This window comes from Streptomyces europaeiscabiei, from assembly GCF_001550375.1.
GTDB lineage: Bacteria > Actinomycetota > Actinomycetes > Streptomycetales > Streptomycetaceae > Streptomyces > Streptomyces europaeiscabiei.
In genome coordinates, this window is the sequence record NZ_LRTR01000620.1 from 16,469 (window position 1) to 40,032 (window position 23,564).

Annotated in this window: 18 protein-coding genes and 3 pseudogenes; 15 read left to right on the forward strand and 6 right to left on the reverse strand. The window is 71.0% G+C overall.

All coding sequences use genetic code 11. The features are described from left to right. The first annotated feature begins 172 nt into the window (after positions 1 to 172). From rhaI to AWZ10_RS30295, 6 genes are all read left to right on the forward strand, one after another. On the forward strand, positions 173 to 1,333 hold the full coding sequence (rhaI, locus tag AWZ10_RS30270) for an L-rhamnose isomerase (RefSeq protein WP_060892548.1): 1,161 nt from the start codon (positions 173 to 175) through the stop codon (positions 1,331 to 1,333). Positions 1,334 to 1,493: 160 nt separating this feature from the next. Further along, positions 1,494 to 3,533 (forward strand): bifunctional rhamnulose-1-phosphate aldolase/short-chain dehydrogenase, encoded by a 2,040-nt coding sequence (locus AWZ10_RS30275; protein ID WP_046705795.1) that lies wholly within the window; start codon positions 1,494 to 1,496, stop codon positions 3,531 to 3,533. A gap of 23 nt (positions 3,534 to 3,556) precedes the next feature. Beyond that, the gene (locus tag AWZ10_RS30280) at positions 3,557 to 4,993 is read left to right on the forward strand and encodes a rhamnulokinase (RefSeq protein WP_046705796.1); all 1,437 of its coding nucleotides are present in this window, start codon (positions 3,557 to 3,559) and stop codon (positions 4,991 to 4,993) included. 171 nt (positions 4,994 to 5,164) lie between these two features. Continuing rightward, on the forward strand, positions 5,165 to 5,920 hold the full coding sequence (locus AWZ10_RS30285) for a (Fe-S)-binding protein (protein WP_046705797.1): 756 nt from the start codon (positions 5,165 to 5,167) through the stop codon (positions 5,918 to 5,920). After that, positions 5,917 to 7,395, forward strand: coding sequence for a LutB/LldF family L-lactate oxidation iron-sulfur protein (locus AWZ10_RS30290; RefSeq protein ID WP_046705798.1), 1,479 nt, complete (start codon positions 5,917 to 5,919; stop codon positions 7,393 to 7,395). Before AWZ10_RS30285 ends, AWZ10_RS30290 begins: the two co-directional genes overlap by 4 nt. After that, on the forward strand, positions 7,392 to 8,048 hold the full coding sequence (locus AWZ10_RS30295) for a LutC/YkgG family protein (RefSeq protein WP_046705799.1): 657 nt from the start codon (positions 7,392 to 7,394) through the stop codon (positions 8,046 to 8,048). Before AWZ10_RS30290 ends, AWZ10_RS30295 begins: the two co-directional genes overlap by 4 nt. Here the strand turns inward: AWZ10_RS30295 and AWZ10_RS30300 are convergent, their stop codons facing one another. After that, positions 8,049 to 8,873 (reverse strand): hypothetical protein, encoded by an 825-nt coding sequence (locus tag AWZ10_RS30300; RefSeq protein WP_060892549.1) that lies wholly within the window; start codon positions 8,871 to 8,873, stop codon positions 8,049 to 8,051. It lies immediately after the preceding gene. 443 nt (positions 8,874 to 9,316) lie between these two features. Next, positions 9,317 to 10,009 carry a haloacid dehalogenase type II gene (locus tag AWZ10_RS30305; RefSeq protein WP_060892550.1) on the reverse strand — a complete coding sequence of 231 codons (693 nt, stop codon included), beginning with the start codon at positions 10,007 to 10,009 and terminating at the stop codon, positions 9,317 to 9,319. Positions 10,010 to 10,678: 669 nt separating this feature from the next. Between AWZ10_RS30305 and AWZ10_RS30310 the strand changes: the two genes are divergently transcribed. The 3 genes from AWZ10_RS30310 to katG all read left to right on the forward strand — a co-directional run bounded on the left by AWZ10_RS30310 (position 10,679) and on the right by katG (position 14,671). Then, positions 10,679 to 11,473 carry an SAM-dependent methyltransferase gene (locus tag AWZ10_RS30310; RefSeq protein WP_046707604.1) on the forward strand — a complete coding sequence of 265 codons (795 nt, stop codon included), beginning with the start codon at positions 10,679 to 10,681 and terminating at the stop codon, positions 11,471 to 11,473. Between the two features lie 500 nt (positions 11,474 to 11,973). After that, complete coding sequence (locus tag AWZ10_RS30315; RefSeq protein ID WP_037698673.1) at positions 11,974 to 12,423, forward strand: Fur family transcriptional regulator; 450 nt, start codon at positions 11,974 to 11,976, stop codon at positions 12,421 to 12,423. 31 nt (positions 12,424 to 12,454) lie between these two features. Next, complete coding sequence (gene katG / locus AWZ10_RS30320; RefSeq protein WP_060892551.1) at positions 12,455 to 14,671, forward strand: catalase/peroxidase HPI; 2,217 nt, start codon at positions 12,455 to 12,457, stop codon at positions 14,669 to 14,671. 130 nt (positions 14,672 to 14,801) lie between these two features. Here katG and AWZ10_RS52510 read toward each other — a convergent pair whose 3' ends face one another. Together AWZ10_RS52510 and AWZ10_RS52515 are read right to left on the reverse strand one after the other, a co-directional pair. Further along, positions 14,802 to 15,629: an SDR family oxidoreductase gene (locus AWZ10_RS52510; RefSeq protein ID WP_060892552.1), complete on the reverse strand. Its 828-nt coding sequence runs from the start codon at positions 15,627 to 15,629 to the stop codon at positions 14,802 to 14,804. An 85-nt stretch (positions 15,630 to 15,714) separates the two neighbouring features. Beyond that, entirely contained in the window at positions 15,715 to 16,482 is a 768-nt protein-coding gene (locus AWZ10_RS52515; RefSeq protein ID WP_060892553.1) for an IclR family transcriptional regulator, read from the reverse strand. A 236-nt stretch (positions 16,483 to 16,718) separates the two neighbouring features. Between AWZ10_RS52515 and AWZ10_RS30335 the strand changes: the two genes are divergently transcribed. Together AWZ10_RS30335 and AWZ10_RS30340 are read left to right on the forward strand one after the other, a co-directional pair. Next, positions 16,719 to 17,489, forward strand: a complete 771-nt coding sequence (locus AWZ10_RS30335; protein WP_046707608.1) for an SDR family oxidoreductase — start codon at positions 16,719 to 16,721, stop codon at positions 17,487 to 17,489. A gap of 26 nt (positions 17,490 to 17,515) precedes the next feature. Next, entirely contained in the window at positions 17,516 to 18,556 is a 1,041-nt protein-coding gene (locus tag AWZ10_RS30340; RefSeq protein ID WP_046707609.1) for an L-idonate 5-dehydrogenase, read from the forward strand. Between the two features lie 127 nt (positions 18,557 to 18,683). Here AWZ10_RS30340 and AWZ10_RS30345 read toward each other — a convergent pair whose 3' ends face one another. Continuing rightward, positions 18,684 to 19,703: a Gfo/Idh/MocA family protein gene (locus tag AWZ10_RS30345; RefSeq protein WP_046707610.1), complete on the reverse strand. Its 1,020-nt coding sequence runs from the start codon at positions 19,701 to 19,703 to the stop codon at positions 18,684 to 18,686. A 38-nt stretch (positions 19,704 to 19,741) separates the two neighbouring features. Then, positions 19,742 to 20,099 (reverse strand): annotated as a pseudogene (locus AWZ10_RS30350) (hypothetical protein); the annotation flags it as partial. Positions 20,100 to 20,598: 499 nt separating this feature from the next. Between AWZ10_RS30350 and AWZ10_RS30355 the strand changes: the two are divergent. The 4 genes and pseudogenes from AWZ10_RS30355 to AWZ10_RS55215 all read left to right on the forward strand — a co-directional run. Beyond that, positions 20,599 to 21,267 carry a DUF6215 domain-containing protein gene (locus AWZ10_RS30355; protein ID WP_046707612.1) on the forward strand — a complete coding sequence of 223 codons (669 nt, stop codon included), beginning with the start codon at positions 20,599 to 20,601 and terminating at the stop codon, positions 21,265 to 21,267. Positions 21,268 to 21,447: 180 nt separating this feature from the next. Next, positions 21,448 to 21,855, forward strand: coding sequence for a RidA family protein (locus AWZ10_RS30360; RefSeq protein ID WP_046707619.1), 408 nt, complete (start codon positions 21,448 to 21,450; stop codon positions 21,853 to 21,855). Positions 21,856 to 21,866: 11 nt separating this feature from the next. Beyond that, a pseudogene (locus AWZ10_RS30365) lies at positions 21,867 to 22,696 on the forward strand (FecCD family ABC transporter permease); the annotation flags it as partial. Next, positions 22,693 to 23,561: pseudogene (locus AWZ10_RS55215) on the forward strand (ABC transporter ATP-binding protein); the annotation flags it as partial. The pseudogenes AWZ10_RS30365 and AWZ10_RS55215, both read left to right, overlap by 4 nt. Between the last annotated feature and the right edge of the window lie 3 nt (positions 23,562 to 23,564).

Sequence of the window (23,564 nt, forward strand, 5' to 3'; positions counted from 1 at the left end):
GGCATCACACGCATGTCACGTCAATGGGTTCCGGTCGAAATTCTTTCGATAGAAGTGGTCACAACAGGGTCACGGCGAACGATATTCAGCCCAGGGGTTGACAGTCCGGCGAGCCGCTCATAGTTTCCGGTACTGAATCGTTTCAGACATCGAAGCCGGTAGGAGCCCTGACGTGACCGAGCTCGCCGCGGTGAAGGCCGCCCTCAAGACCCAGGCCATCGAGACGCCGTCGTGGGCGTACGGAAACTCCGGAACACGCTTCAAGGTGTTCGCCCAACAGGGTGTTCCGCGCGATCCCTGGGAGAAGCTGGACGATGCCGGGAAGGTCCACGAGTTCACCGGCGTGGCCCCGACCGTCGCGCTGCACATCCCCTGGGACAAAGTCGAGGACTATGCGGCCCTCGCCAAGCACGCGCAGGAGCGTGGCGTGAAGCTGGGCGCCATCAACTCCAACACCTTCCAGGACGACGACTACAAGCTGGGCAGCGTCTGCCACCCGGACGCGGCGATCCGCCGCAAGGCCGTCGATCATCTGCTGGAGTGCGTCGACATCATGGACGCGACCGGGTCCCGGGACCTGAAGCTGTGGTTCGCGGACGGTACGAACTATCCGGGCCAGGACGACATCCGTGAGCGGCAGGACCGGCTGGCCGAGGCGCTCGCCGAGGTCTACGCGCGGCTCGGGGACGAGCAGCGGATGCTGCTGGAGTACAAGTTCTTCGAGCCGGCGTTCTACGCGACCGACGTGCCGGACTGGGGCACCGCCTACGCCCACTGCCTGAAGCTCGGGCCGAAGGCGCAGGTCGTGGTCGACACCGGGCACCACGCGCCGGGGACCAACATCGAGTTCATCGTGGCGACGCTGCTGCGCGAGGGGAAGCTCGGCGCGTTCGACTTCAACTCCCGGTTCTACGCCGACGACGACCTGATGGTGGGCTCCGCCGACCCGTTCCAGCTGTTCCGGATCATGTACGAGGTCGTGCGGGGCGGCGGGTTCACTCCCGAGGTCGCGTTCATGCTCGACCAGTGCCACAACATCGAGGCGAAGATCCCGGCGATCATCCGGTCGGTGATGAACGTGCAGGAGGCCACGGCCAAGGCGCTGCTGGTGGACCGGGACGCGTTGCGCTCCGCCCAGCAGGCCGGGGATGTGCTGGAGGCCAACGCCGTGCTGATGGACGCGTACAACACGGATGTCCGGCCGTTGCTGCGTGAGGTGCGCGAGGAGATGGGGTTGGACGCCGATCCCATGGGGGCGTACCGCCGGTCCGGGTGGGCCTCGAAGATCGTTGAGGAGCGGGTCGGTGGAGAACAGGCGGGTTGGGGGGCGTGACCGCTGCGCCGGGCTGAAGCCGATTGCCGTATTTCGTCTGCCACGTTCCGACGGATGCGGACTGCGGGCCGGTTCGTGGCTGGTCGCGCAGTTCCCCGCGCCCCTGAAGGGGCACTCCGCTCCCCCTCTCTGCACACGTCACCGTAAGGATTGATCGCACATGGCAACCCATTCCGAAGCCGCCGCTCTTCTCGCCCGGTCCCGTCGGCTCGGTGCCGATCCCCGCAACACCAACTACGCCGGTGGCAACACGTCCGCCAAGGGGACCGACACCGATCCCGTCACCGGGGGTGATGTGGAGCTGATGTGGGTGAAGGGGTCCGGCGGTGACCTCGGGACACTCACCGAGGCGGGGCTTGCCGTGCTGCGGCTCGACCGGATGCGGGCGCTCGTCGACGTGTACCCGGGCGTCGAGCGCGAGGACGAGATGGTGGCCGCGTTCGACTACTGCCTGCACGGCAAGGGTGGGGCGGCGCCGTCCATCGACACCGCCATGCACGGGCTGGTGGACGCCGCCCACGTCGATCACCTGCACCCCGACTCCGGGATCGCGCTCGCCTGCGCGGCCGACGGGGAGAAGCTGACCGCCGAGTGTTTCGGAGACAGCGTGGTGTGGGTGCCGTGGCGGCGGCCGGGGTTCCAGCTGGGGCTGGACATCGCGGCGGTCAAGCGGGAGAACCCGCAGGCCATCGGGTGTGTGCTGGGCGGACACGGGATCACCGCCTGGGGTGACACCGCCGAGGAGTGCGAGAAGAACTCGCTGCACATCATCCGTACGGCCGAGCAGTTCCTCGTCGAGCGCGGGAAGGCCGAGCCGTTCGGGCCCTCCGTCGAGGGGTACGCGGCGCTCGCCGCCCCGGAGCGCCGGGAGCGGGCCGCCGCCCTGGCGCCGCACATCCGGGCGATCGCCTCGCAGGACAAGCCGCAGGTCGGACACTTCACCGACGCGGAGGTCGTCCTCGACTTCCTGGCGAGCGCGGAGCATCCGCGGCTCGCCGCCCTGGGCACCTCGTGCCCCGACCACTTCCTGCGGACGAAGGTCCGGCCGCTCGTGCTGGACCTTCCGCCGGCCGCCGGTCTCGACACGGCGATCGCGCGGCTGAAGGAGCTGCACACCGAGTACCGGGAGGAGTACGCCGCCTACTACCAGCGGCACGCCGAGCCCGACTCCCCCGCGATGCGCGGCGCCGACCCGGCGATCGTGCTGATCCCGGGCGTGGGCATGTTCAGCTTCGGCAAGGACAAGCAGACCGCGCGGGTGGCCGGCGAGTTCTACGTCAACGCGATCAACGTGATGCGGGGCGCCGAAGCGGTGTCGACGTACGCGCCGATCGAGGAGTCGGAGAAGTTCCGCATCGAGTACTGGGCGCTGGAGGAGGCCAAGCTCCAGCGGATGCCCAGGGCGAAGCCGCTCGCGACGCGGGTGGCGCTCGTCACCGGTGCGGGGAGCGGGATCGGGAAGGCGATCGCCCATCGGCTGGTCGCCGAGGGCGCCTGTGTCGTCGTCGCCGATCTCAACGGCGAGAACGCCGCTTCCGTCGCCGAGGAGCTGGGCGGGGCCGACAAGGCCGTCGCCGTGACCGTCGACGTGACGGACGAGGAGCAGATCGGTGCGGCCTTCAAGGCCGCCGCGCTGGCCTTCGGCGGTGTCGACCTCGTCGTCAACAACGCGGGCATCTCGATCTCCAAGCCGCTGCTGGAGACGTCGGCCAGGGACTGGGATCTCCAGCACGACATCATGGCGCGCGGTTCCTTCCTCGTGTCGCGTGAGGCGGCCCGCGTGATGATCGCGCAGGGGCTGGGCGGCGACATCGTCTACATCGCCTCGAAGAACGCCGTGTTCGCCGGACCCAACAACATCGCCTACTCCGCCACCAAGGCCGACCAGGCGCACCAGGTGCGGCTGCTGGCCGCCGAGCTGGGTGAGCACGGCATCCGCGTCAACGGGGTCAACCCCGACGGTGTGGTGCGTGGCTCCGGGATCTTCGCGGCGGGCTGGGGCGCGCAGCGTGCGGCGACCTACGGGATCGAGGAGGAGAAGCTGGGCGAGTTCTACGCGCAGCGGACCATCCTCAAGCGTGAGGTGCTGCCGGACCACGTGGCGAACGCGGTGTTCGCGCTGACGGGCGGGGAGCTGACGCACACCACCGGTCTGCACGTCCCGGTCGACGCCGGCGTGGCCGCCGCCTTCCTCCGATGAGCACGCATGCGACGAGCGGGTCCGTGAAGTCGTACGCGGCGGTCGACCTCGGGGCGTCCAGTGGGCGTGTCATGGTCGGCCGCGCGGGGCGGGACTCGCTGGAGCTGGTCGAGGCCCACCGCTTCCCCAACCGCCCGGTGCGCACGCCCGAGGGGCTGCGCTGGGACGTGCTCGCGCTGTACGCGGGGGTCCTGGACGGGCTGAAGGCGGCCGGGCAGGTCGACTCCGTCGGGATCGACAGCTGGGCCGTCGACTACGGGCTGCTCGACGCCGACGGGGCCCTGCTGGGCAACCCGGTGCACTACCGGGACACCCGTACCGAGGGTGTCGCGGAGAAGGTATGGGCCACCGTGCCCGCCGCCGAGCTGTACGCGGCGACCGGGTTGCAGTACGCGCCCTTCAACACGCTGTACCAGCTGGTCGCCGCCCGGTCGTCCGCCCAGCTGGCGTACGCGAAGCGGCTGTTGCTCATCCCGGACCTGCTGACGTACTGGCTGACCGGTGAGCTGGGGACCGAGCTGACCAACGCCTCGACGACGCAGCTGATCGACCCCCGGACGCGCGACTGGTCGTACGACGTGGCGGCGCGGCTCGGGGTCGACCTGGACCTGTTCGGGCCGCTGCGACGGCCCGGGGATCCGGCGGGGCTGCTGCAGCGGCGGGTGCTGGAGGAGACCGGACTGACGGGACCGGTTCCGGTGACGACGGTCGGGTCGCACGACACGGCGTCGGCGGTGGCGGCCGTCCCGGCCACCGGTGAGCGTTTCGCGTACATCTGCACCGGCACCTGGTCGCTGGCCGGCCTGGAGCTGGAGGCTCCGGTGCTGACCGAGGCGAGCCGGGCGGCCAACTTCACCAATGAGCTGGGGCTCGACGGCACGGTCCGCTACCTCCGGAACATCATGGGGCTGTGGCTGCTGCAGGAGTGCGTACGGGAGTGGGGGGACCCGGATCTCGGGGAACTGCTGCGGGCCGCGGCGGAGGTGCCCGCGCTGCGGTCGGTCGTGGACGCCGGGGACTCGGCGTTCCTCGCGCCCGGCCGGATGCCGGAGCGGATCGCGCGGGCGTGCCGGGAGTCGGGACAGCCCGTTCCACAGACGCCCGCCGAGGTCACCCGGTGCATCCTCGACTCGCTGGCCCTCGCCCACCGGCGGGCCGTGGCCGAGGCCCAGGCACTGGCCGACCACCCCGTGGACGTCGTCCACATCGTGGGTGGCGGCACCCGCAACGCCCTGCTCTGCCAGCTCACCGCCGACGCCTGCGGGCTGCCGGTGGTGGCGGGACCGGCGGAGGCGGCGGCCCTGGGCAACGTCCTCGTCCAGGCCCGCACCCACGGCCTGGTGGGCGACCGTGCCTCGATACGGCGGCTCCTCGCCCGCACCCAGCCGCTGGTGCGGTACGAGCCGCAGGGCGACCCTGCGGCCTGGCGCGCGGCGGAGGCCCGGCTCACCGCACGGTGAGCGCGACGTCCTCGGGCGGGGGCTTCCCCCCGTCGGCCGGCGCGGGTCCTTTCCTCTCGCCGGCCGACGCGCGGGTTCGCCCGTGAAAGCCGATCGGCGGGGGGCTCTCGCCCTTCTCGTACTCACCCCGTACTCTGCACTCATCCGATGATCGACCCCCAAGGAGCCGCGATGCGTGTCGCCTTGTTCCTGACCTGTGTCAACGACACGCTCTATCCGGACACCGGCCGGGCCATGGTGAAACTGCTGACCAGGCTGGGTGTGGACGTCGACTTCCCGATGGGTCAGACCTGCTGCGGGCAGGCGCACTACAACACCGGGTACCGACACGAGGCCGAGCCGCTGGCCCGGAAGTTCTCCGATGTATTCCGGGACTACGAGGCGATCGTGACTCCGTCCGGCTCGTGTGGGGCGATGGTGCGGGAGCTGTATCCGCGGATGGGTGAGCGAGCGCGGGCGGAGGGGCGCGGGGACACCCTGGCGCGGACGCTGGCGCCGGTCGTGCCGAAGACGTACGAGCTGACCGAGTTCCTGGTGGACGTGCTGGGCGTGACCGACGTCGGCGCGTACTACCCGCACAAGGTGACGTACCACCCGACCTGCCACGGGCTGCGGAGCCTCGGCCTCGCCGAGCGGCCGCACCGGCTGCTCCGGGCCGTGAAGGGGCTGGAGCTGGTGGAGCTGCCGGGCGCCGACGAGTGCTGTGGCTTCGGCGGCACGTTCGCCGTGAAGAACTCCGATGTCTCGGCGGCCATGGGCACGGACAAGGTGCGCAACGCCGAGTCGACGGGCGCCGAGGTGCTGTGCGCGGCCGACAACTCGTGCCTGATGCACATCGGCGGCACGATGACCCGGCTGCGCACGGCCGTACGGCCGGTCCACATCGCGGAGATCCTGGCGAGCACGGAAGAGGAGCCCCTCGTATGAGCGGGACGTATCTCGGTATGCCGGCCTTCCCGAAGGCCGCGCACGAAGCCGTGCACAACACGACCCTGCGCGGCAATCTGCGCCACGCCACGCACACCATCCGCGCCAAACGCGCGGCCGCGGTCGCGGAGATGTCCGACTGGGCCGCGCTGCGCGAGGCCGGCAAGCAGATCAAGGACCACACGCTCCGTCATCTCGACCGGTATCTCGTGCAGTTGGAGGAGGCGGTCGCGGCCGCGGGCGGCACGGTCCACTGGGCCGCCGACGCGGACGAGGCCAACCGGATCGTCACGTATCTCGTCAAGGCGACCGGGGAGAGCGAGGTCGTCAAGGTCAAGTCGATGGCCACGCAGGAGATCGGGCTGAACGAGGCGCTGGAGGCCGAGGGGATCAACGCCTACGAGACCGACCTCGCCGAACTCATCGTGCAGTTGGGCAAGGACCGGCCCTCGCACATCCTCGTCCCGGCGATCCACCGCAACCGGGGCGAGATCCGTGACATCTTCGCGCGCGAGATGAGCGAGTGGGGCCGCCCGGCCCCCGAAGGCCTCACCGACTCGCCCGCCGAGCTGGCGGACGCCGCGCGGCTGCATCTGCGGGAGAAGTTCCTGCGCGCCAAGGTCGGTGTCTCCGGCGCCAACTTCATGGTCGCCGAGACCGGCACGCTGGTGGTCGTGGAGTCCGAGGGCAACGGCCGGATGTGCCTCACCCTGCCCGAGACCCTGATCTCCGTCGTCGGCATCGAGAAGATCGTCCCGACCTGGCAGGACCTGGAGGTGTTCCTGCAGACCCTCCCCCGCTCCTCCACGGCCGAGCGGATGAACCCGTACACCTCCACCTGGACCGGCACCACCGACGAGGACGGCCCGCAGGCCTTCCACCTCGTCCTCATCGACAACGGCCGCACCGACACCCTCGCCGACGAGGTGGGCCGCCAGGCCCTGCGCTGCATCCGCTGCTCGGCCTGCCTCAACGTCTGCCCGGTGTACGAGCGGGCGGGCGGCCACGCGTACGGCTCGGTCTACCCGGGGCCGATCGGCGCCATCCTGAGCCCCCAGCTCCGGGGCACGGGAAGCGAGATCGACGCCTCCCTGCCGTACGCCTCCTCGCTGTGCGGCGCCTGCTACGAGGTGTGCCCGGTCGCCATCGACATCCCGGAGGTGCTGGTGCATCTGCGGGAGCGGGTCGCGCAGGGCGGCCCGGTGACGGAACAGGGCAACAAGGTCGTCCTCAAGCCCGCGAAGGGGCACGCCGCCGAGCGGGCGGCGATGCGCGCGGCCCGCTGGGCGTTCAGCCACCCCGGCGCGCTGCGCACCGGGCAGCGGCTCGCGTCCCGCACCCGCCGCTTCCATCCCCGTACGCTGCCGGGCCCCGGCAGGGCGTGGAGTGCCAGCCGCGATCTTCCCGCGCTGCCCGCCGAGCCGTTCCGGGACTGGTGGCAGCGTACGAACGGCGGAAAGGACACGGGCAAGTGAGCAGCAGGGATCTGATTCTGGGCCGGGTGCGGCGCGCCCTCGCCGACGTCCCCCGGGACGCCACGCCGTACGAGCAGGCGGTCGAACGGGGTTATCTCCGGGAGCACGGAGCGCTGGGCATCGAGGAGACGGTGGAGCTGCTGGCGGAGAACCTGGCGGACTACCGGGCGATCGTGCACCGCACGGACGCGGACGGGCTCGCCGGGGTCGTCGCGGGGCTGTTGCGCGAACACGGCTCGAAGTCGGTGCTGGCTCCCCCGGGGCTGCGCGAGGAGTGGCTGTCGGCGACCGACGCGACGCGGGTGCCGGACCGGCGGGAGAGCACCGCGGACGAGCTGGACCGGGTCGACAGCGTCGTCACGGCCTGCGCCCTCGCCATCGCCGAGACCGGCACGATCGTCCTCGACGGCTCCCCCGACCAGGGCCGCCGCCGGATCACCCTCGTACCCGACCACCACATCTGCGTCGTCCGCGTACCGGAACAGGTCGTGTCGTCGGTCCCGCAGGCGCTCGAACGCCTCGATCCGGCCCGCCCGTTGACCTGGATCTCAGGGCCGTCCGCCACCAGCGACATCGAGCTGGACCGGGTGGAGGGGGTGCACGGCCCGCGCACCCTGGAGGTGGTGCTGGTGACCGGGAGCGGCGGCGACTAGTCAGGCGACGGGTGCCCGCGTGGGAGCCGGGACCGGGACTGTGGGGCGGACCGGGCGGGTGACGAAGAGCCAGACGCACAGGCCCACGGCCGCGAGAAATCCGCAGAGCAGGACGGTGACCACGGCACCGATGGGTACAGAGCAGCCCGTGCCGGCGAGCCCCATCGTCGTCACGACGCTCAGCAGACACACGGTCACGATCGACAGTCCGCTCACCGCGATCGCCCGGGTGGCCCCGCCACCGGTCACCCGGATCCCGTCCAGACCGGGACGGCCGTACGCCGCATAGCCGAGGACGGACACGGCGAGCACCGAGGACAGCAGCAGGACGATCAGGACGCCCAGCCAGCCGGGGGCCCGCCCCCCGTTGTACGCCTTGCCGTAGGCGTACGCGCCGTCGCACAGGAGCGCGAAAATCGGCAGGGGCACGCACTGTCCGAGCAGGCGCCGTGCGTAGTGGACGGGGTCGTAGGGCAGCACACCTTCGATGAGCAGGACGGTGGCGAAGATGAGCAGCGCTCCGGCGACGGAGAAACCGACGCCGGCCACGACGTGCTGGAACAGCGCTCGGCCGGGGTTGTCTCCGTCGGCCGCGACGACGCAGTAGGTGAGCGAGCTCATGACCAGCCCGAGCAGGGCCGCGAGTAGCGGGGGAAGGGCTTGGCCGAGCGCTTCCTCCCTGCGACCAGTCGGTGCGGCGTCGCCGAGAAAGTGGGAGATGACGATGAACACGGCCGCGAGCGCGAATCCGGCCAGCACTCCGGAGAGTTGCGAGTAGAGCTCGGCGACCGTCTGGACATCGAGGGTCGGGGGGCGGCACGGCATCGGCGGCTCCAGGGTAGGCGTCGATACGCAGCATGCTCACGGGTGGGCCCCGCACCGAGAGGTTCGCGGATTTCCGGCGCGGGCGAGAGGTAGGTGCGGTAGGGCGGTGGCCGGCACCGTGTCGTCGGCATATCCGCTTTGCCGAGGCAGGGTGTTGTCCTTCGCCGTCCCAGCTTGCCTTGGGCTGCACGGCACGGCATGAGGAAACTCAGCGATCGCTTCGAACCTCACCAGGACCCTGCCGTGGGCGGTTGTCCACTGGGCCTCGGGTGGGGAAGTGCGCGAGGAACACCTCGGCCTCTGTGGAACGCTGGGGGCCTTCGACGGTAGCCACGGCCTGTTCGGCGGCCTTGATACCAGCGGTTTCGCTGTTCACGCAGATCGCTCCTTGACCTCAAGCAAGCTTGAGGTCAAGGCCACCGCCGAGATCGCCAGGGCAGGTCCTACCAGGCATGGTCCAGTTGGTCGACCAAGCCGGCCAGGTCGTCGGCGTGCAGGTCGAACCCGTCCGAGTGGGTGGGCGGGTCGCCGACGGGGCGGGCGACGTAGGCGGTGCGCAGGCCGAGGCCCTGCGCTCCGCGCAGGTCCCAGGCGTGGGCGGCGACCATCAGCAGCCGCTCCGGCGGGCGTCCGGAGACGGTGACAGCCAACTGATAGACGGCCGGGTCCGGTTTGTAGGTCCGGGCGTCTTCGGCGGACAGGGCCTGGTGCCAGCGCAGGCCGGCGTGGGCGTTGAGCCCCAGCAGAGCCGTCCGACTCGCGTTGGAGAGTCCGATCAGCGGGAACCGTTCGGCGAGTCGGGCGAGCCCTGCCACGGTGTCGGGCCACGGCGGGAGCCTGCGACCTGACAGGGACAACGCCGCCACGGCGGTCGGGTCGTCCACTCCGGCGGCATCAGCGACGAGCCGGGCGGCTTCCAGGTCGAGGACGTCGCTGGTGAGGTAGGGCCGAACGCCGTCGAGGATGCGACGTTGCTCGCGGTCGATGTGCTGCTGCCACAGCGACAAGAGCCGCTCGATACCGGGGCCGTCGAGCGATGGGTCGAGTTGACGGATGCCGGCACGGATACCGGCGGGTTCGTCTACGAGCGTGCCGAGCACGTCGAACACGACAGCATCGATCTCTGGCTCTGGCATGGGAGAGGTCTCCTGGACGAAGCAGGGGCGTAGGAGCGGCTGTCAGCCAAACGCAGCGGGAGGCCACCCGGATTCCCGAACCCGCACGGCCTGTGCTGTCGGCAACGGCATCGACATCGCCGACCACCGCTCCCCAAGCCGCAACGCACGACCGGCGCACCATCTCCGGCTCGGCCCCGGAGCGAGCTACCGGCAGCTCAGATGACGAGGCGTGGCCTTGTCCATGCTCTGTCGAGGCCGTGATCAGGCTCCAGAGGCCCGGAAAGATCATGAAGGCTCGCAACTCGCCGAGAAGCACGGCACGCCGCCCCGGACGCCCGACGAGACGCTCCCGATGGCCGAGGCCGACATCCTGCACAGGCGGGTGTACTTCGAAGAGCCCGACCTGACGCCTCCTCCGGCCGGGCGGGCCAGCGGGAGTGGGCCGCCAACCGGTGGCCGTCGATCGCCTGACTGTTTCGCCCACGACAACGCAGCCGTGCCCGCGTACCCGCGTCAGCCCGTAACCACTTGGGCCTCCCCGACGTGGCATCGCGGCCGGGAAGCCCGCGGGCCGCGGTCGGCCGGATCTCGACGGTGGGCGGTCGTTCCGGTGGCTGTGTGCTGATCACGTACGTGGCGATCTTGCTAGGTTGGTGGCGTCTGCATGCGCCAACACGGGGAGCTTCCATGCCACTTGACCGTCCGGTGATCAACAGCGGTGTTCCGCACTCGGCCCGGATCTGGAACTACTGGCTCGGGGGCAAGGACTGCTACGAGATCGACCGGCAGGTCGGGGACGAGATCCGCGGGGTGAACCCCCAGATCGTCGACATCGCCCGCGCCCAGCGGGCGTTCCTGCGCAGAACGGTCACTCACCTGACCGAGGAGGCCGGCTTACGCCAGTTCCTCGACATCGGCACCGGGCTGCCCACCGCGGACAACACCCACGAGGTCGCCCAGCGCACGGCCCGGGACGCCCGGATCGTCTACGTCGACCACGACCCGACCGTGCTCGCCCACGCCAACGCCCTGCTCACCAGCACCTCCGAGGGCGCCACCGCCTTCGTCGCGGCCGACCTGCGCGACCCGGACACCATCCTCGAACGCGCGGCCGACACCCTCGACCTCACCAGCCCGGTCGCCCTCATGCTGCTCGGCATCACCGCCCATGTGCCCGACGAGAGCGTGTACGGGATCGTCACCCGGCTCCTCGACGCCCTGCCCTCCGGCAGCCACCTCGTGCTCGGCGACAGCACGGAGGTGTACCGGCCGGAAGCGATGCGGAAGATGGTCGAGCACTGGAACGAGACGAGTGACAACCCACGCGTCAACCGCTCCCCCGAGCAGCTCACCCGCTTCTTCGACGGGCTGGAACCGCTGGAACCCGGGGTCGTGTCCGTGGCCCGGTGGCGGGCCGAGCGGGGCGGCTCCGACGAGCCGTGGGAAGTGGACTGCTTCGGCGGGGTCGGCCGCAAGCCGTGAGCGTCGCGGCACGGCGACGACGGCACGGGGACCACGGCCCACTCTTGGCCAAGGCTTCGGCGGCCACCCTCAGGTCCGACACCGGTCCCGGGTCCCGCGTACGCGCCCTCGCCATCGTCGTCGGCACGGAGTGCGGCGGACAGGTGGCGCGTGGCCACGACGGCGGCCCGAACGATCCGTCCGGAGACATGGGCGCAGCGCGCCGCGGTCCCGGTTGACCCGGAAGGAGGCGCCGAGCAGCGCCCTGCCGACGGCCGCGCCGAGGGCCACCACGATCTGCCGGGCGACCCCACGTCCCGGCGCCCGCCCCCTCCGGCCCGCCGATCTCGGCCGTCGGTCTCTCGGCACCTGAAGCCGCCATGGTCGTTGTTCCCGACGTGAGTGCCACGGGCCGCACCCGACCCTCGCCGACGGTCACGAACGGTGGCCGGGGCGGCACAGCAAACCTGGATAGTTCGTTTTCTTGAACTGTTCGTGTTTATGAGGGTAGGTTGGTCGCCATGACCGCATCCCAGCCTCCGAACACCGCCGAGGAGCTGCGCGGTGCCGGCCTGCGCGTGACGGCCGCGCGCGTGGCGCTGCTGGAAACCGTCCGGGACGGAGACCACCTCGGCGTCGAAGCGATCGCCTCCGGAGTACGCGACCGCGTGGGCCACATATCGCTCCAGGCCGTGTACGAGGCTCTGAACGCGCTCACCGGCGTCGGGCTCGTACGCCGCCTCGAACCACCCGGCAGCCCCGCCCTGTACGAGGGCCGTGTCGGGGACAACCACCACCACCTCGTGTGCCGCTCGTGCGCTGCCGTGGTCGACGTCGACTGCGCGGTCGGGCACGCACCGTGCCTGACCGCCTCCGACGACCGCGGCTTCGCCGTCGACGAAGCCGAGGTCATCTACTGGGGCCTGTGCCCCCGGTGTTCCCAAGCCAAAGCCAGCCTTTCAGCACCGTGATCCACCCCCCGTTTTCGGAAGGACTCCCCCGATGACTGAGAACCACGACGCAATCGTCACAGACCCCAAGCCCGAGGAGACGGGAGGCTGCCCGGTCGCCCACGGGCGCGCCGCGCACCCGACCCAGGGGGGCGGGAACCGTCAGTGGTGGCCGGAGCGGCTCAACCTGAAGATCCTCGCCAAGGACCCCGTCGTGGCGAACCCTCTGGGTGAGACCTTCGACTACGCCGAGGCGTTCAAGAACCTCGACCTCGCCGCCGTGAAACAGGACATCGCCGAGGTACTGACCACCTCGCAGGACTGGTGGCCGGCCGACTTCGGCAACTACGGCCCGCTGATGATCCGTATGGCCTGGCACAGCGCCGGTACCTACCGCATCAGCGACGGCCGCGGCGGTGGCGGTCGCGGTCAGCAGCGCTTCGCGCCGCTGAACAGCTGGCCGGACAACGGCAACCTCGACAAGGCCCGCCGTCTGCTGTGGCCGGTCAAGAAGAAGTACGGCCAGTCCATCTCCTGGGCCGACCTCATGATCCTCACCGGCAACGTCGCCCTGGAGCAGATGGGCTTCGAGACCTTCGGTTTCGGCGGCGGCCGCGCCGACGTCTGGGAGGCCGACGAGGACGTGTACTGGGGTCCCGAGACCACCTGGCTGGACGACCAGCGCTACACCGGCGACCGCGAGCTGGAGAACCCGCTCGGCGCCGTCCAGATGGGTCTGATCTACGTCAACCCGGAGGGCCCCAACGGCAACCCGGACCCGATCGCCGCGGCCCGCGACATCCGTGAGACGTTCCGCCGCATGGCGATGAACGACGAGGAGACCGTCGCCCTCATCGCCGGTGGCCACACCTTCGGCAAGACCCACGGCGCCGGCCCCGCGGACAACGTGGGCGACGACCCCGAGGCCGCCTCCATGGAGGAGCAGGGCCTCGGCTGGAAGTCCACCCACGGCACCGGCAAGGGCGGCGACGCCATCACCTCCGGCCTGGAGGTGACGTGGACGGAGACGCCCACGCAGTGGAGCAACAACTTCTTCAAGAACCTCTTCGAGTACGAGTACGAGCTCACCCAGAGCCCGGCCGGCGCGAACCAGTGGGTGGCGAAGAACGCCGAGGCGATCATCCCCGACGCCCACGACGCGTCGAAGACGAAGCTCCCGACGATGCTCACCACCGACCTGTCGCTCCGCTTCGACCCGATCTACGCGGAGATCTCGCGTCGCTTCTACGAGAACCCCGAGCAGTTCGCGGACGCCTTCGCCCGCGCCTGGTTCAAGCTGACCCACCGTGACATGGGCCCGAAGTCGCTGTACCTCGGTTCCGAGGTCCCGGCGGAGACGCTGATCTGGCAGGACCCGCTGCCGGAGGCCGAGGGCGCGGTCATCGACGCCGCCGACATCGCGGCGCTCAAGGCCAAGCTCCTCGCCTCGGGTCTGACCGTCTCGCAGCTGGTGTCCACCGCGTGGGCGTCGGCCTCCACCTTCCGTGCCAGCGACAAGCGCGGCGGCGCCAACGGTGCCCGTATCCGCCTGGAGCCCCAGCGCGGCTGGGAGGTCAACAACCCGGACGACCTGCGTCACGTCCTGAGCGTCCTGGAGGGCGTCCGGTCGGAGTTCAACACCGGCGCCAAGAAGGTCTCCCTGGCCGACCTGATCGTCCTCGGCGGTGCCGCCGCGGTCGAGAAGGCCGCCAAGGACGCCGGGCACGACGTCGTGGTTCCGTTCACCCCGGGCCGCGTGGACGCGACCGAGGAGCACACGGACGCGGAGTCGTTCGCCGCGCTGGAGCCGACGGCCGACGGGTTCCGCAACTACCAGGGCAAGGGCAACCGCCTCCCCGCGGAGTACCTGCTGCTCGACAAGGCGAACCTGCTCTCCCTGAGCGCCCCCGAGCTGACGGTCCTCGTCGGTGGCCTGCGGGCCCTGGGCGCCAACCACGCCCAGTCCACGCACGGCGTCCTCACCGAGACCCCGGGCGTGCTCACCAACGACTTCTTCGTCAACCTGCTCGACCTGGGTACGGCCTGGAAGTCCACGTCCGCGGACCAGACCCTCTTCGAGGGCCGGGACGCGGACACCGGCGAGGTCAAGTGGACCGGCACCCGTGCCGACCTCGTCTTCGGCTCGAACTCCGAGCTGCGTGCCCTCGCCGAGGTCTACGCGAGCGACGACGCCAAGGAGAAGTTCGTGAAGGACTTCGTCGCGGCGTGGGCCAAGGTCTCCGACCTGGACCGCTTCGACCTGGTCTGATCGTCCCGAACACAGCGTCCGGGCCGGCCCTTCGCGGGGCCGGCCCGGACGTTTTTCGTGCACGCCGACTTCGTGCCCTTCCCCTACGGCCAGTGCCGCGGCAGGACGGCCGCCGCGGCTCCGACCCCGGTCACCCCGCGGGGCGGGCGTCCTCCGGGGCCCCGATCCAGCGGCTCGCCTCGACGTCGGCGGAGGTGTCCCGCAGCAGGGTGGGGGCGATGACCAGCTCCTCGACGACCGTCCGCTGCGGGAGCGTGGCGCACAGCAGTACGGCCCGTGCCACGTCCTCGGGCTGCACCATGGCCGCCCGCTGCTCCTCGCTCGGCGGGGCGGCACGGCTGTCCAGGATCGGGGTGTTGACCTCGCCGGGGAGGATGCGGGTGGCGCGGACGAGGTCGTTGCGGAAGGTGTTGTGCAGATAGGTCATGAAGTTGCGCACGCCCGCCTTCGCCGCGCCGTAGGGGGCTCCGCCGAGGAGGGTGGGCCGGATCGCGGCGAGCGAGGAGATGGTGATGATCGAGCCGCCGCCGCGCTCCAGCATGTCCGGGAGGACGGCCCGGGTGAGCAGATAGACCGCGGTGAGGTTGACGCCCATGACGGCGTTCCACTCGTCCTCGCCGATCCAGCGGACGTCGACGACCCTGCTGGCACCGCCCGCGTTGTTGACGAGGATGTCGACGGGCCCGGCGGCATCCCGGGTCCAGTCGACCAACTCCCGTACCTCCTCGGCGTTCTCGACATGCGTGGAGTGGGTGAGCGCCGTGCCTCCGGCGTCCTCGATGACGACGGCGACCTCGTCGAGGATGTGCTGCCGGCGTCCGACGAGGACCACCGTCGCGCCCTCCTGCGCGAGCATCAGCGCCGTCTCCCGGCCGATGCCGGTGCCGGCCCCGGTGACCAGCGCGGTCCTTCCGTCGAGCTGTCCCGTCCGCTGTCGCTGTCCGTCGCGGTTGCCCATACCCGTCCGCCCTCCCGGCCGGGGGCGCGCCCACGCGCCCTCAGGAGTGAGCATCCCCTGCCCCGGGGCCCGTGGGGAGGGTGCGTCAGCGGGCGGGCAGCCGGACGCCCAGCTCGGCCGCCGCCGACCGCAGCAGCGGGACCATGGCGACGAGGTCGTCCATGCTGCGGCGGAAGGCGGGCGCCGCGGTGGACAGGGCGGCGAAGACGGTGCCGTCGGGGCGCAGGATCGGGACCGCCACGGCGCGCAGGCCCGCGTGGTGCTCCTCGTCGGCCGTGGCGTAGCCGAGTTCGGCGGCGCGGGCCACGTGGGTGCGCAGGACGCCGCGGTCGGTGATGCTGTTCGGTCCGTGCGGGGTCAGCTCGACGCGGCCCAGCAGGTCGGCGCGTACGTCGTCGGGGGCGAAGGCCAGCAGGACCTTGCCCATCGAGGTGCAGTGCAGCGGCCCGTGGCGGCCCGGCTCGCTGCGGACGCCGACCGGCAGAGGGCCGTCCACGTAGTGCACGTACAGGTGCCGGGTGCCGTCGAGCACGGACATCAGGGTGGCTTCCTCGGTCTGCCGCGTCACGCGCTGCATCACGGGGAGTGCGGTACCGGCGAATCCGTACACCTGGCCCGCCCGCTGGCCGAGCTGGAAGAGCTTGAGGCCCGGTTTGTAGCGCTTGCCGTCGGCCTCGAAGTCCACCAGGCCCTCGCGGCAGAGGGAGTTGACCAGCCGGTGGGCCGTGCTGACGGGGACGCCGCTGGCGCGGGCCAGTTCGGACAGGGTGATGCCGTGCGGGTGCTCGCCCACCAGGACGAGCAGCCGGATCGCCCGTCCGACCACATCCGCCGGTACCTCGCTGCTGCTCACAGCGGCAAATTACCACTGGCCGGAAAGCCTTCCCACTCAGCGGTGTCGCCCAGCGGCCAGCCCGGCTCGGCGCGTCACCCGGTGGTTGACATCGGCACCCTGCCACGCCGACGATGTTTTCCATTGAGCAGACAACGTTTCCATTCAGTGGGAAAAGTAGTCAGGGAGTCGTGTCCGACGCAGCACGTGCTCATCACCCGGCCCGCTTCACACCGAGCCACACCTGAGAGGTCCTCGTGAGCCACCCCCTTTTCGACGTCACCGCCAAGGTCGCCCTGGTCACCGGGTCGAGCCGCGGCATCGGCCGGGCGCTGGCAGCCGGGCTCCTGGAGGCCGGCTGCACGGTCGTCCTCAACGGCCGGGACACCGTCGCCCTGGAGAGCGCCCGCAAGGAGTTGGCCGAGACCTTCGGGACGTCGGTCCTCGCGGAGGCTTTCGACGTCACCGACTCCGCCGCGGTCGCCGCCGCCGTCGCCCGGATCGAGGACCGGGCCGGACCGATCGACATCCTCGTCAACAACACCGGGGCCCAACGCCGGGCTCCTTTCCTCGACTTCACCGACGAGGACTGGCACGGCCTGCTCGACACCAACCTCACCAGCGCCTTCCTCGTGGGACGTGAGGTCGCCCGCCGTATGGTTCCCCGGGGCCACGGCAAGATCATCAACATCTGCTCGCTGCAGAGCGAGGCGGTACGTCCGGGCATCGCTCCCTACGCGGCGACCAAGGGCGGACTGAAGATGCTCACCAAGGGCATGTGCGCCGACCTCGGGCCGCACGGCATCCAGGTCAACGGCATCGGCCCCGGCTACTTCGACACCGAACTGACCTCCGCGCTGGTCGCGGACGAGGAGTTCAGCGCCTGGGTGCGGGGGCGCACTCCCGCCGGCCGCTGGGGCAAGGTGGAGGACCTGGTCGGTGCCCTGCTCTTCCTCTCCTCCCCCGCCTCCGACTTCGTCAACGGGCAGCTGTTGTACGTCGACGGCGGCATGCTGTCTGTCCTGTGACCCGGCCGACCTCCCAAGGAGCCCCCATGCACGCGTGTGTTGTCCACGGAGCCGGCGACCTCCGGGTCGAGGAGCGGCCGTACGACGGTCCCGCGGCCGGTGAGATCGCGGTCGCCGTCGCCCTCGGCGGGATCTGCGGTTCCGATCTGCACTACTACCACCGGGGCCGGGTGGGCGACTTCGCAGTGAGCGAGCCCATGGTGCTCGGCCACGAGGTGGTGGGCCATGTCGCCACGCTCGGGCCCGGGGTCGAGGGGCCGGCCGCTCCGGCGGTGGGCACGGCCGTCGCGATCCATCCGGCCACACCCTGCGGGGTCTGTCCCGAGTGCGCGCGCGGCACGCGCAACATCTGCCCGCACACCCGCTATCTGGGCAGCGCGGCCCACACTCCGCACGTGCAGGGCGGGTTCGCCCAGGTCATCGCCGTGCCCGCCGGTCAGGTCCGGGAGCTGCCGCCCGGACTCGACCTGCGCCGTGCTGTGCTCGCCGAGCCGCTGGCGGTGGCGCTGCACGCCGTGCGCCGGGCGGGTGAGGTGAAGGGCAAGCGGGTGCTGGTCACCGGCGCCGGTCCGATCGGCTGTCTGGTCGTCGCGGTGCTGCGGCACGCGGGCGCCGCCGAGGTCGTCGTCAGCGACCTCCACGAGGAGCCGCTGCGGATCGCCGGTGAGGTGGGCGCCACCGCCACCGCCCGGGCGGACCGCCCCGCCGATCCCGCCTGGGCCGGTGTCTTCGACATCGCCGTCGAGGCGTCCGGGGCACCGGCCGGACTGCGGAGCTGTGTGGAGCGGGTACGGCGTGGCGGAACCGTGGTCATGCTCGGGCTGCTGCCGCCCGGGGAGATCGGGCTGCTCGGCAATGTCGCGGTCACCCGTGAGCTGGAACTGCGCGGGTCCTTCCGCTTCGACACCGAGTTCGACGAGGCCCTGTCCCTGTTGGCCCAGGGCCTCCCTGTCGACCCGGTCGTCACGCACACCTTCCCGTTGGAGCGGTCCGTCGCCGCGTTCGACACGGCTCAGGACCGCACGGTCGCCTCCAAGGTGCTGCTGGACCTGTCCGGAGAGGCCTGAGGGGCGTCGGACCCTGGTGAAGGTCCGCCTTCCACAGGTGGCACGGACACCACTCGCTGTCGTACGCCGGGACACGGAGCCCTGCGTGGCGACCCGTTCCCCGGGGAGCCGTCGTGGGTCAGCGGTATCAGCGGTAGAGGGCGGGGCGTTCGACGAGTTCGATCTCGACGCGGATGCCCTCGGTCCGGGCACGGACGCCCGCCTCGGAGATCACGGCGACGGCGTACCCGTCCCAGGTGCTGGGTCCGGTGACCTCGCCGCGGCGGGTGGCGTCGGCCCATGCCTGGACCTGGCGGTCGTAGGCGTCCTCGAAGCGCTCGAGGTAGCTCGGGGTGACCGTGCCGCCCCAGCGTCCGCCCGCGTTGACGAGCATGTCGTGTCCGTCGCCGATGCGGGCCGTGCCGTTCTCGCAGACGGCCTCGGCCTGGACCTGGTAGCCGTAGCGGGCGGTGAGGAAGATCTCGACGTCGACGACGGCGCCGCCGTCGGTCTCGAAGACGACGAACTGCGGGTCGCTCAGGCCCTGGGGGGCGTGCGCGGACGGCCGGGGCCGCAGCACGGTGACGGCGGTGATCTCCTGGCCGAGCAGCCAGCGGGTGACGTCCATCTCGTGGGCGACGGAGTCGTTGATCGCCATGGCGTCGGTGAATCCGGGCGGGGCCTCGGCGTTGCGGTGCCGGTTGTGCAGCAGCAACGGCCTGCCCAGCTCTCCGCTGTCCAGCAGGGACTTGAGCTTGACGTACTCACGGTCGTAGCGGCGCATGAACCCCACCTGCACCCTGCGGTGCCCCAGCCGCTGTTCCGCCTCCAGCAGTCGCAGCGCGGAGGCGGAGTCCGGGGTGAGGGGCTTCTCGCACAGGACGGGCAGGTCGTGCTCGAAGGCGGTGAGCAGAGCCGCCTCGTGGGCGGGGCCCGGGGAGGCGACGAGGACGGCGTCGACGCCCGGTGCGGCCAGCGCCTCGGCGGCGTCGGCATAGGCCACGCATCCCTCGACGCCGGCGGCGATCGCCTTGGCACGGTCGGTGTCGAGGTCGGTGACGGCGGCCACGTGGGCGCCGCTGATCACCTCGGTGAGCCGGCGCACGTGATCGGCGCCCATCCGGCCGGTGCCGATGACGGCGACACCGAGTGAGGCCTGCTGGGACATGACGTTCCTCCCTTTGCTGGGGACCGCGGGCGCGCCGGTCAGCGGGGCCCTTCGCCGCGAAGCCGGCGACTTCTGGTGACCTTGGTGACCTCGACGATCTCGACGATCTCGACGATCCAAGCGACCTCAACGATCTCGCCCTTGTCGACGAAGGGCGGGGCCGGTGAGGACCGGCCGCTCGCCGCCGCCCGTGTAGGTGCCGTTGCTTTGTAGAGCCACAGCGAGTCGACTGACAGGTAGCAAGTAGCCCTGCCGATGCGACTGCCGGTCGACGACGAACTCGATGTCGCCCTTCACGGTGGCACCCTCCAGTTCCTGGTGGAGATCGAACGTGACCACCTTCACCTTGCTGCCCGCGTCGCCCGCCGACCGCACGGCGGTCGGCACGAACGGGGCGCGACCGGGCCCGTCCCCTCCCGGGCAGGACGACCGAGGCGCACGGCGTCGCAACCGCCCGTGCCCTCCTCGCCGCCGCCCCGCCCCACCGCCGTCCTCGCCTTCGATTCCCCCGCGCGACCAGGGTGCTTGACACATTTCTGCGGGCCCGGGTGCACGTGCTCTCCCGCCGCGCCTCCTGCCTCGCAGCACCCCGCGGCACCGCACGGCTCGTCATGAACCGCGGCCTCGGCGGAATTCCGTTTTCCCTCGTGACGGTCACCGGTTAGGCTCCCCCGGCGCGCGTGAGGCATGTGCACATCAAGATGGGGGCACGGGGGACATGGTCGACGATTTCGCCGATTCCGGAACGCATTCCGGAGCAGCTTCAGGAGCGGCTTCCGGAGCGGCTTCCGGAGCGGCTTCCGGACCGGATTCGGGAGCGGCTTCCGGACCGGATTCGGGAGCGGCTTCCGGAGGGGATTTCGGGGGCGATCCCCGATCCGGCTCCAGGAAGGAAATGAGCACGGGGGCCCAGGTGTTCTCGGCGGTGGCTACCGTCGGGGTGCTTCTGGGAGGTATGTGGTTGCTGGGGGACCTCCTCGGCCAGACGCCCGGAACCGTGGGACCGGCCGTCTGCTCCTCCTCGGACGACGCCTCGCCGGCGCCGCGGGGCAAGGTCTCCGGTGCGCAGCTCTGCACCGCGCTGAACCGCTCCGACCTGCCCGGACTCCTCGGCACGCCGACCGAGCAGGCGGTGAGCGCGTCGGGCGGTGAGAGCGAGTCCAGCTGGGCCAGCAGCGGCACCAAGACCGTCACCCCCGAGGCGACCGTCACGCTGGATACCTACACCGTGGAGCTCTCGGCGTCCTACGAGGACCTTCCGGTCACCGACTCCGTCGGCTATCTGGGCGCCGACGCCGAGACCAGAACCGTCCTGGGACGCCCGGCGGTCCTCTACTCGGGCCAGACCATCGCCATCTCCTTCGGGCTCGACGGCAGCGACCCCCAGTCCGGCCCCGGCGGCGTCGCCCGCCGGCTGCTGGTCGCGACCGACCCGAAGGACAGCGGCAGCACCTTCGAACTCGTCATCTGGCGCCAGGACTCCCAGAGGCCCGACGACGAGGCCCTGTTCCGCGTCGCCGAGAAGGTGCTGCCGACGATCCCGGGCTGGAAGCCGGCCGGCTGACGAACCATCAGGGAGCCTCGGCTCCCTCGGGCAGGGCGCTGACCTGTCTGGTCACCAGAGGGTACCCCGGTCACCGAAAAGTGCGTTCTTCCAAGTCGACGGCCGCTCTCCTACGGTTCCCCAGTAACCACAAGAGAGCACATGGGGTCCACGGACGCCCACGACGAGGAGGCGCACGACATGGCCATCACCCTGGTGAACCCCGGCGGACTGCCGACGATCGACGCGTACCGACAGGTGTCGATCGCCACCGGCTCGAAGCTGGTCTTCATCGCCGGCCAGGTCTCCTGGAACGCTGACGGAGTCACCGTCGGCGAGGGCGACCTGGCCGCCCAGACCGAGCGGTGCTACCTCAACATCGGCACCGCCCTCGCCGGAGCCGGCGCTTCGTTCGACGATGTGGCGAAGCTCAACATCCACGTCGTCGACTGGACGCCCGACAAGATGCCCGCACTCATGGAGGGGATCTCCCGGGCTGCCGCGAAGCTGGGAGTGACCGCGGCACCGCCGGCCACACTCCTCGGCGTAGCGGCCCTCGACATCCCCGAGCATCTGGTCGAGATCGAGGCCACCGCGGTCATCGACTGACGGGGCCGTGACTGCGGCTGCCGCGCACCCTCCTGGCCGCCGTGTGCGGGGCCGGACTGGCCGTGTGCGGCGCGGTGATGCAGTCCCTGCTGCGCAATCCGCTGGCCGACCCTTCGTGCTGGGCGTCTCCTCCGGAGCCTCGACCGGCGCGGTCGTGGTCGTCGTGCTCGGCGTGGGCGGCGGCGCGCTGTCGGTCTCCGGCGGCGCGTTCCTCGGCGCCGTGGTCTCGTTCGGGCTGGTGCTGCTGCTCAGCCACACCCTCGGCGGCACGACGGACCGGGTGGTCCTCGTCGGCGTCGCGGCCATGCAGCTGTTCTCCGCGCTCACCTCCTTCATGGTGATGACCGCCGCCGACGCCGAGACGACCCGTGCGGTGCTGTTCTGGCTGCCCGGCTCGCTCAGCGGTGCCGACTGGACGGATGTGACGGTGTGTCTGGCGGTGCTGGTCGTGGTACTGCTGATCTGCCTGGGGCACACCCACGCGCTGGACGCGTTCGCGTTCGGGCAGGACGCGGCGGCCTCGCTCGGCGTCTCCGTGGCCCGTACCCGGCTGGTTCTGCTGTGCGCCACCGCTCTGCTCACCGCGGCCCTGGTGGCCTCGGCCGGGGCTGTCGGCTTCGTCGGCCTGGTGCTGCCGCACGCCGCACGCGCGCTGACCGGCTCCGGTCACGGGCGGCTGCTGCCGGCCACCGCCCTGGCCGGGTCGGTGTTCCTGGTGTGGGTCGACACCCTCGCCCGTACCGTCCTGGACCCGCAGGAGGTGCCGGTGGGTGTGGTGACGTCCCTCATCGGCGTCCCGGCGTTCGTCGCCATCATGTACCGGACCAGGAGCGCCCGATGACCGACACCGCCGCCTCCACGAGCACCGCCGCCACCACAGGCACCGCCGGGCTGCGCGCCGAGCGGGTCTCCCGCGGCGCCGACGGCACGCTGATCCTGGACGGGGTCAGTCTGGCGCCCCGGCCCGGCACCGTCACTGGTCTGCTCGGCCCCAACGGCTCGGGCAAGTCGACGCTGCTGCGCCTGCTCGCCGGGGTCATCGCGCCCGCCTCCGGGGTCGTCACGCTCGACGACCGTCCACTGGACCGGGTGGGACGCCGCGCGGTCGCCCGGCGGATCGCCGTTGTGGCCCAACAGTCCGACAGTCAGGTCGAGTTGACCGTCCATGACCAGTCAGGTCGAGTTGACCGTCCACGACCAGTCAGGTCGAGTTGACCGTCCACGACGTCGTGCGACTGGGCCGGGTCCCGCACCTGCAGGGCCTGGACGCCGACCTCCCCCGCCTACGAGGAGGCCGTCCGCACGGCCCTGGCCCGCACCGGCCCGCCGACAAGGCCCACCGGTCCTGGCACACCCTGTCCGGCGGCGAACGTCAGCGCGTCCGGATCGCCCGCGCCCTCGCCCAGGAGCCGCACGAACTCCTTCTGGACGAGCCCACCGACCACCTCGACATCCAGCACCAGCTCGCCCTGTTGACCCTGATCGGCGAACTCCGTCTGACCAGCGTCGTCGCCCTCCACGACCTGAACCTCGCCGCGATGTACCGCGACCACCTGGTCGTTCTCGGACAGGGCCGCGTCGTGGCCGCCGCCACCCCTCACGACGTCCTCACCGAGTCCCTCGTCGCCGACGTCTACGGCGTACGGGCCACCGTCACCCGCACCGGCCCCGACGACCGCCCGCACATCCGCTTCCTGGGCCCGCTCCGC

Excerpts from the sequence above, each read along its gene's own strand:
- AWZ10_RS30285 (WP_046705797.1), top strand. The coding sequence starts at position 5,165 with ATGCGTGTCGCCTTGTTCCTGACCTGTGTCAACGACACGCTCTATCCG.
- AWZ10_RS30345 (WP_046707610.1), bottom strand. The coding sequence starts at position 19,703 with ATGTCCCAGCAGGCCTCACTCGGTGTCGCCGTCATCGGCACCGGCCGG.
- AWZ10_RS30300 (WP_060892549.1), bottom strand. The coding sequence starts at position 8,873 with ATGCCGTGCCGCCCCCCGACCCTCGATGTCCAGACGGTCGCCGAGCTC.
- katG (WP_060892551.1), top strand. The coding sequence starts at position 12,455 with ATGACTGAGAACCACGACGCAATCGTCACAGACCCCAAGCCCGAGGAG.
- AWZ10_RS52510 (WP_060892552.1), bottom strand. The coding sequence starts at position 15,629 with ATGGGCAACCGCGACGGACAGCGACAGCGGACGGGACAGCTCGACGGA.
- AWZ10_RS30340 (WP_046707609.1), top strand. The coding sequence starts at position 17,516 with ATGCACGCGTGTGTTGTCCACGGAGCCGGCGACCTCCGGGTCGAGGAG.
- AWZ10_RS30290 (WP_046705798.1), top strand. The coding sequence starts at position 5,917 with ATGAGCGGGACGTATCTCGGTATGCCGGCCTTCCCGAAGGCCGCGCAC.
- AWZ10_RS30355 (WP_046707612.1), top strand. The coding sequence starts at position 20,599 with ATGAGCACGGGGGCCCAGGTGTTCTCGGCGGTGGCTACCGTCGGGGTG.
- AWZ10_RS30275 (WP_046705795.1), top strand. The coding sequence starts at position 1,494 with ATGGCAACCCATTCCGAAGCCGCCGCTCTTCTCGCCCGGTCCCGTCGG.
- AWZ10_RS30310 (WP_046707604.1), top strand. The coding sequence starts at position 10,679 with ATGCCACTTGACCGTCCGGTGATCAACAGCGGTGTTCCGCACTCGGCC.
- AWZ10_RS30315 (WP_037698673.1), top strand. The coding sequence starts at position 11,974 with ATGACCGCATCCCAGCCTCCGAACACCGCCGAGGAGCTGCGCGGTGCC.
- AWZ10_RS30360 (WP_046707619.1), top strand. The coding sequence starts at position 21,448 with ATGGCCATCACCCTGGTGAACCCCGGCGGACTGCCGACGATCGACGCG.
- AWZ10_RS30305 (WP_060892550.1), bottom strand. The coding sequence starts at position 10,009 with ATGCCAGAGCCAGAGATCGATGCTGTCGTGTTCGACGTGCTCGGCACG.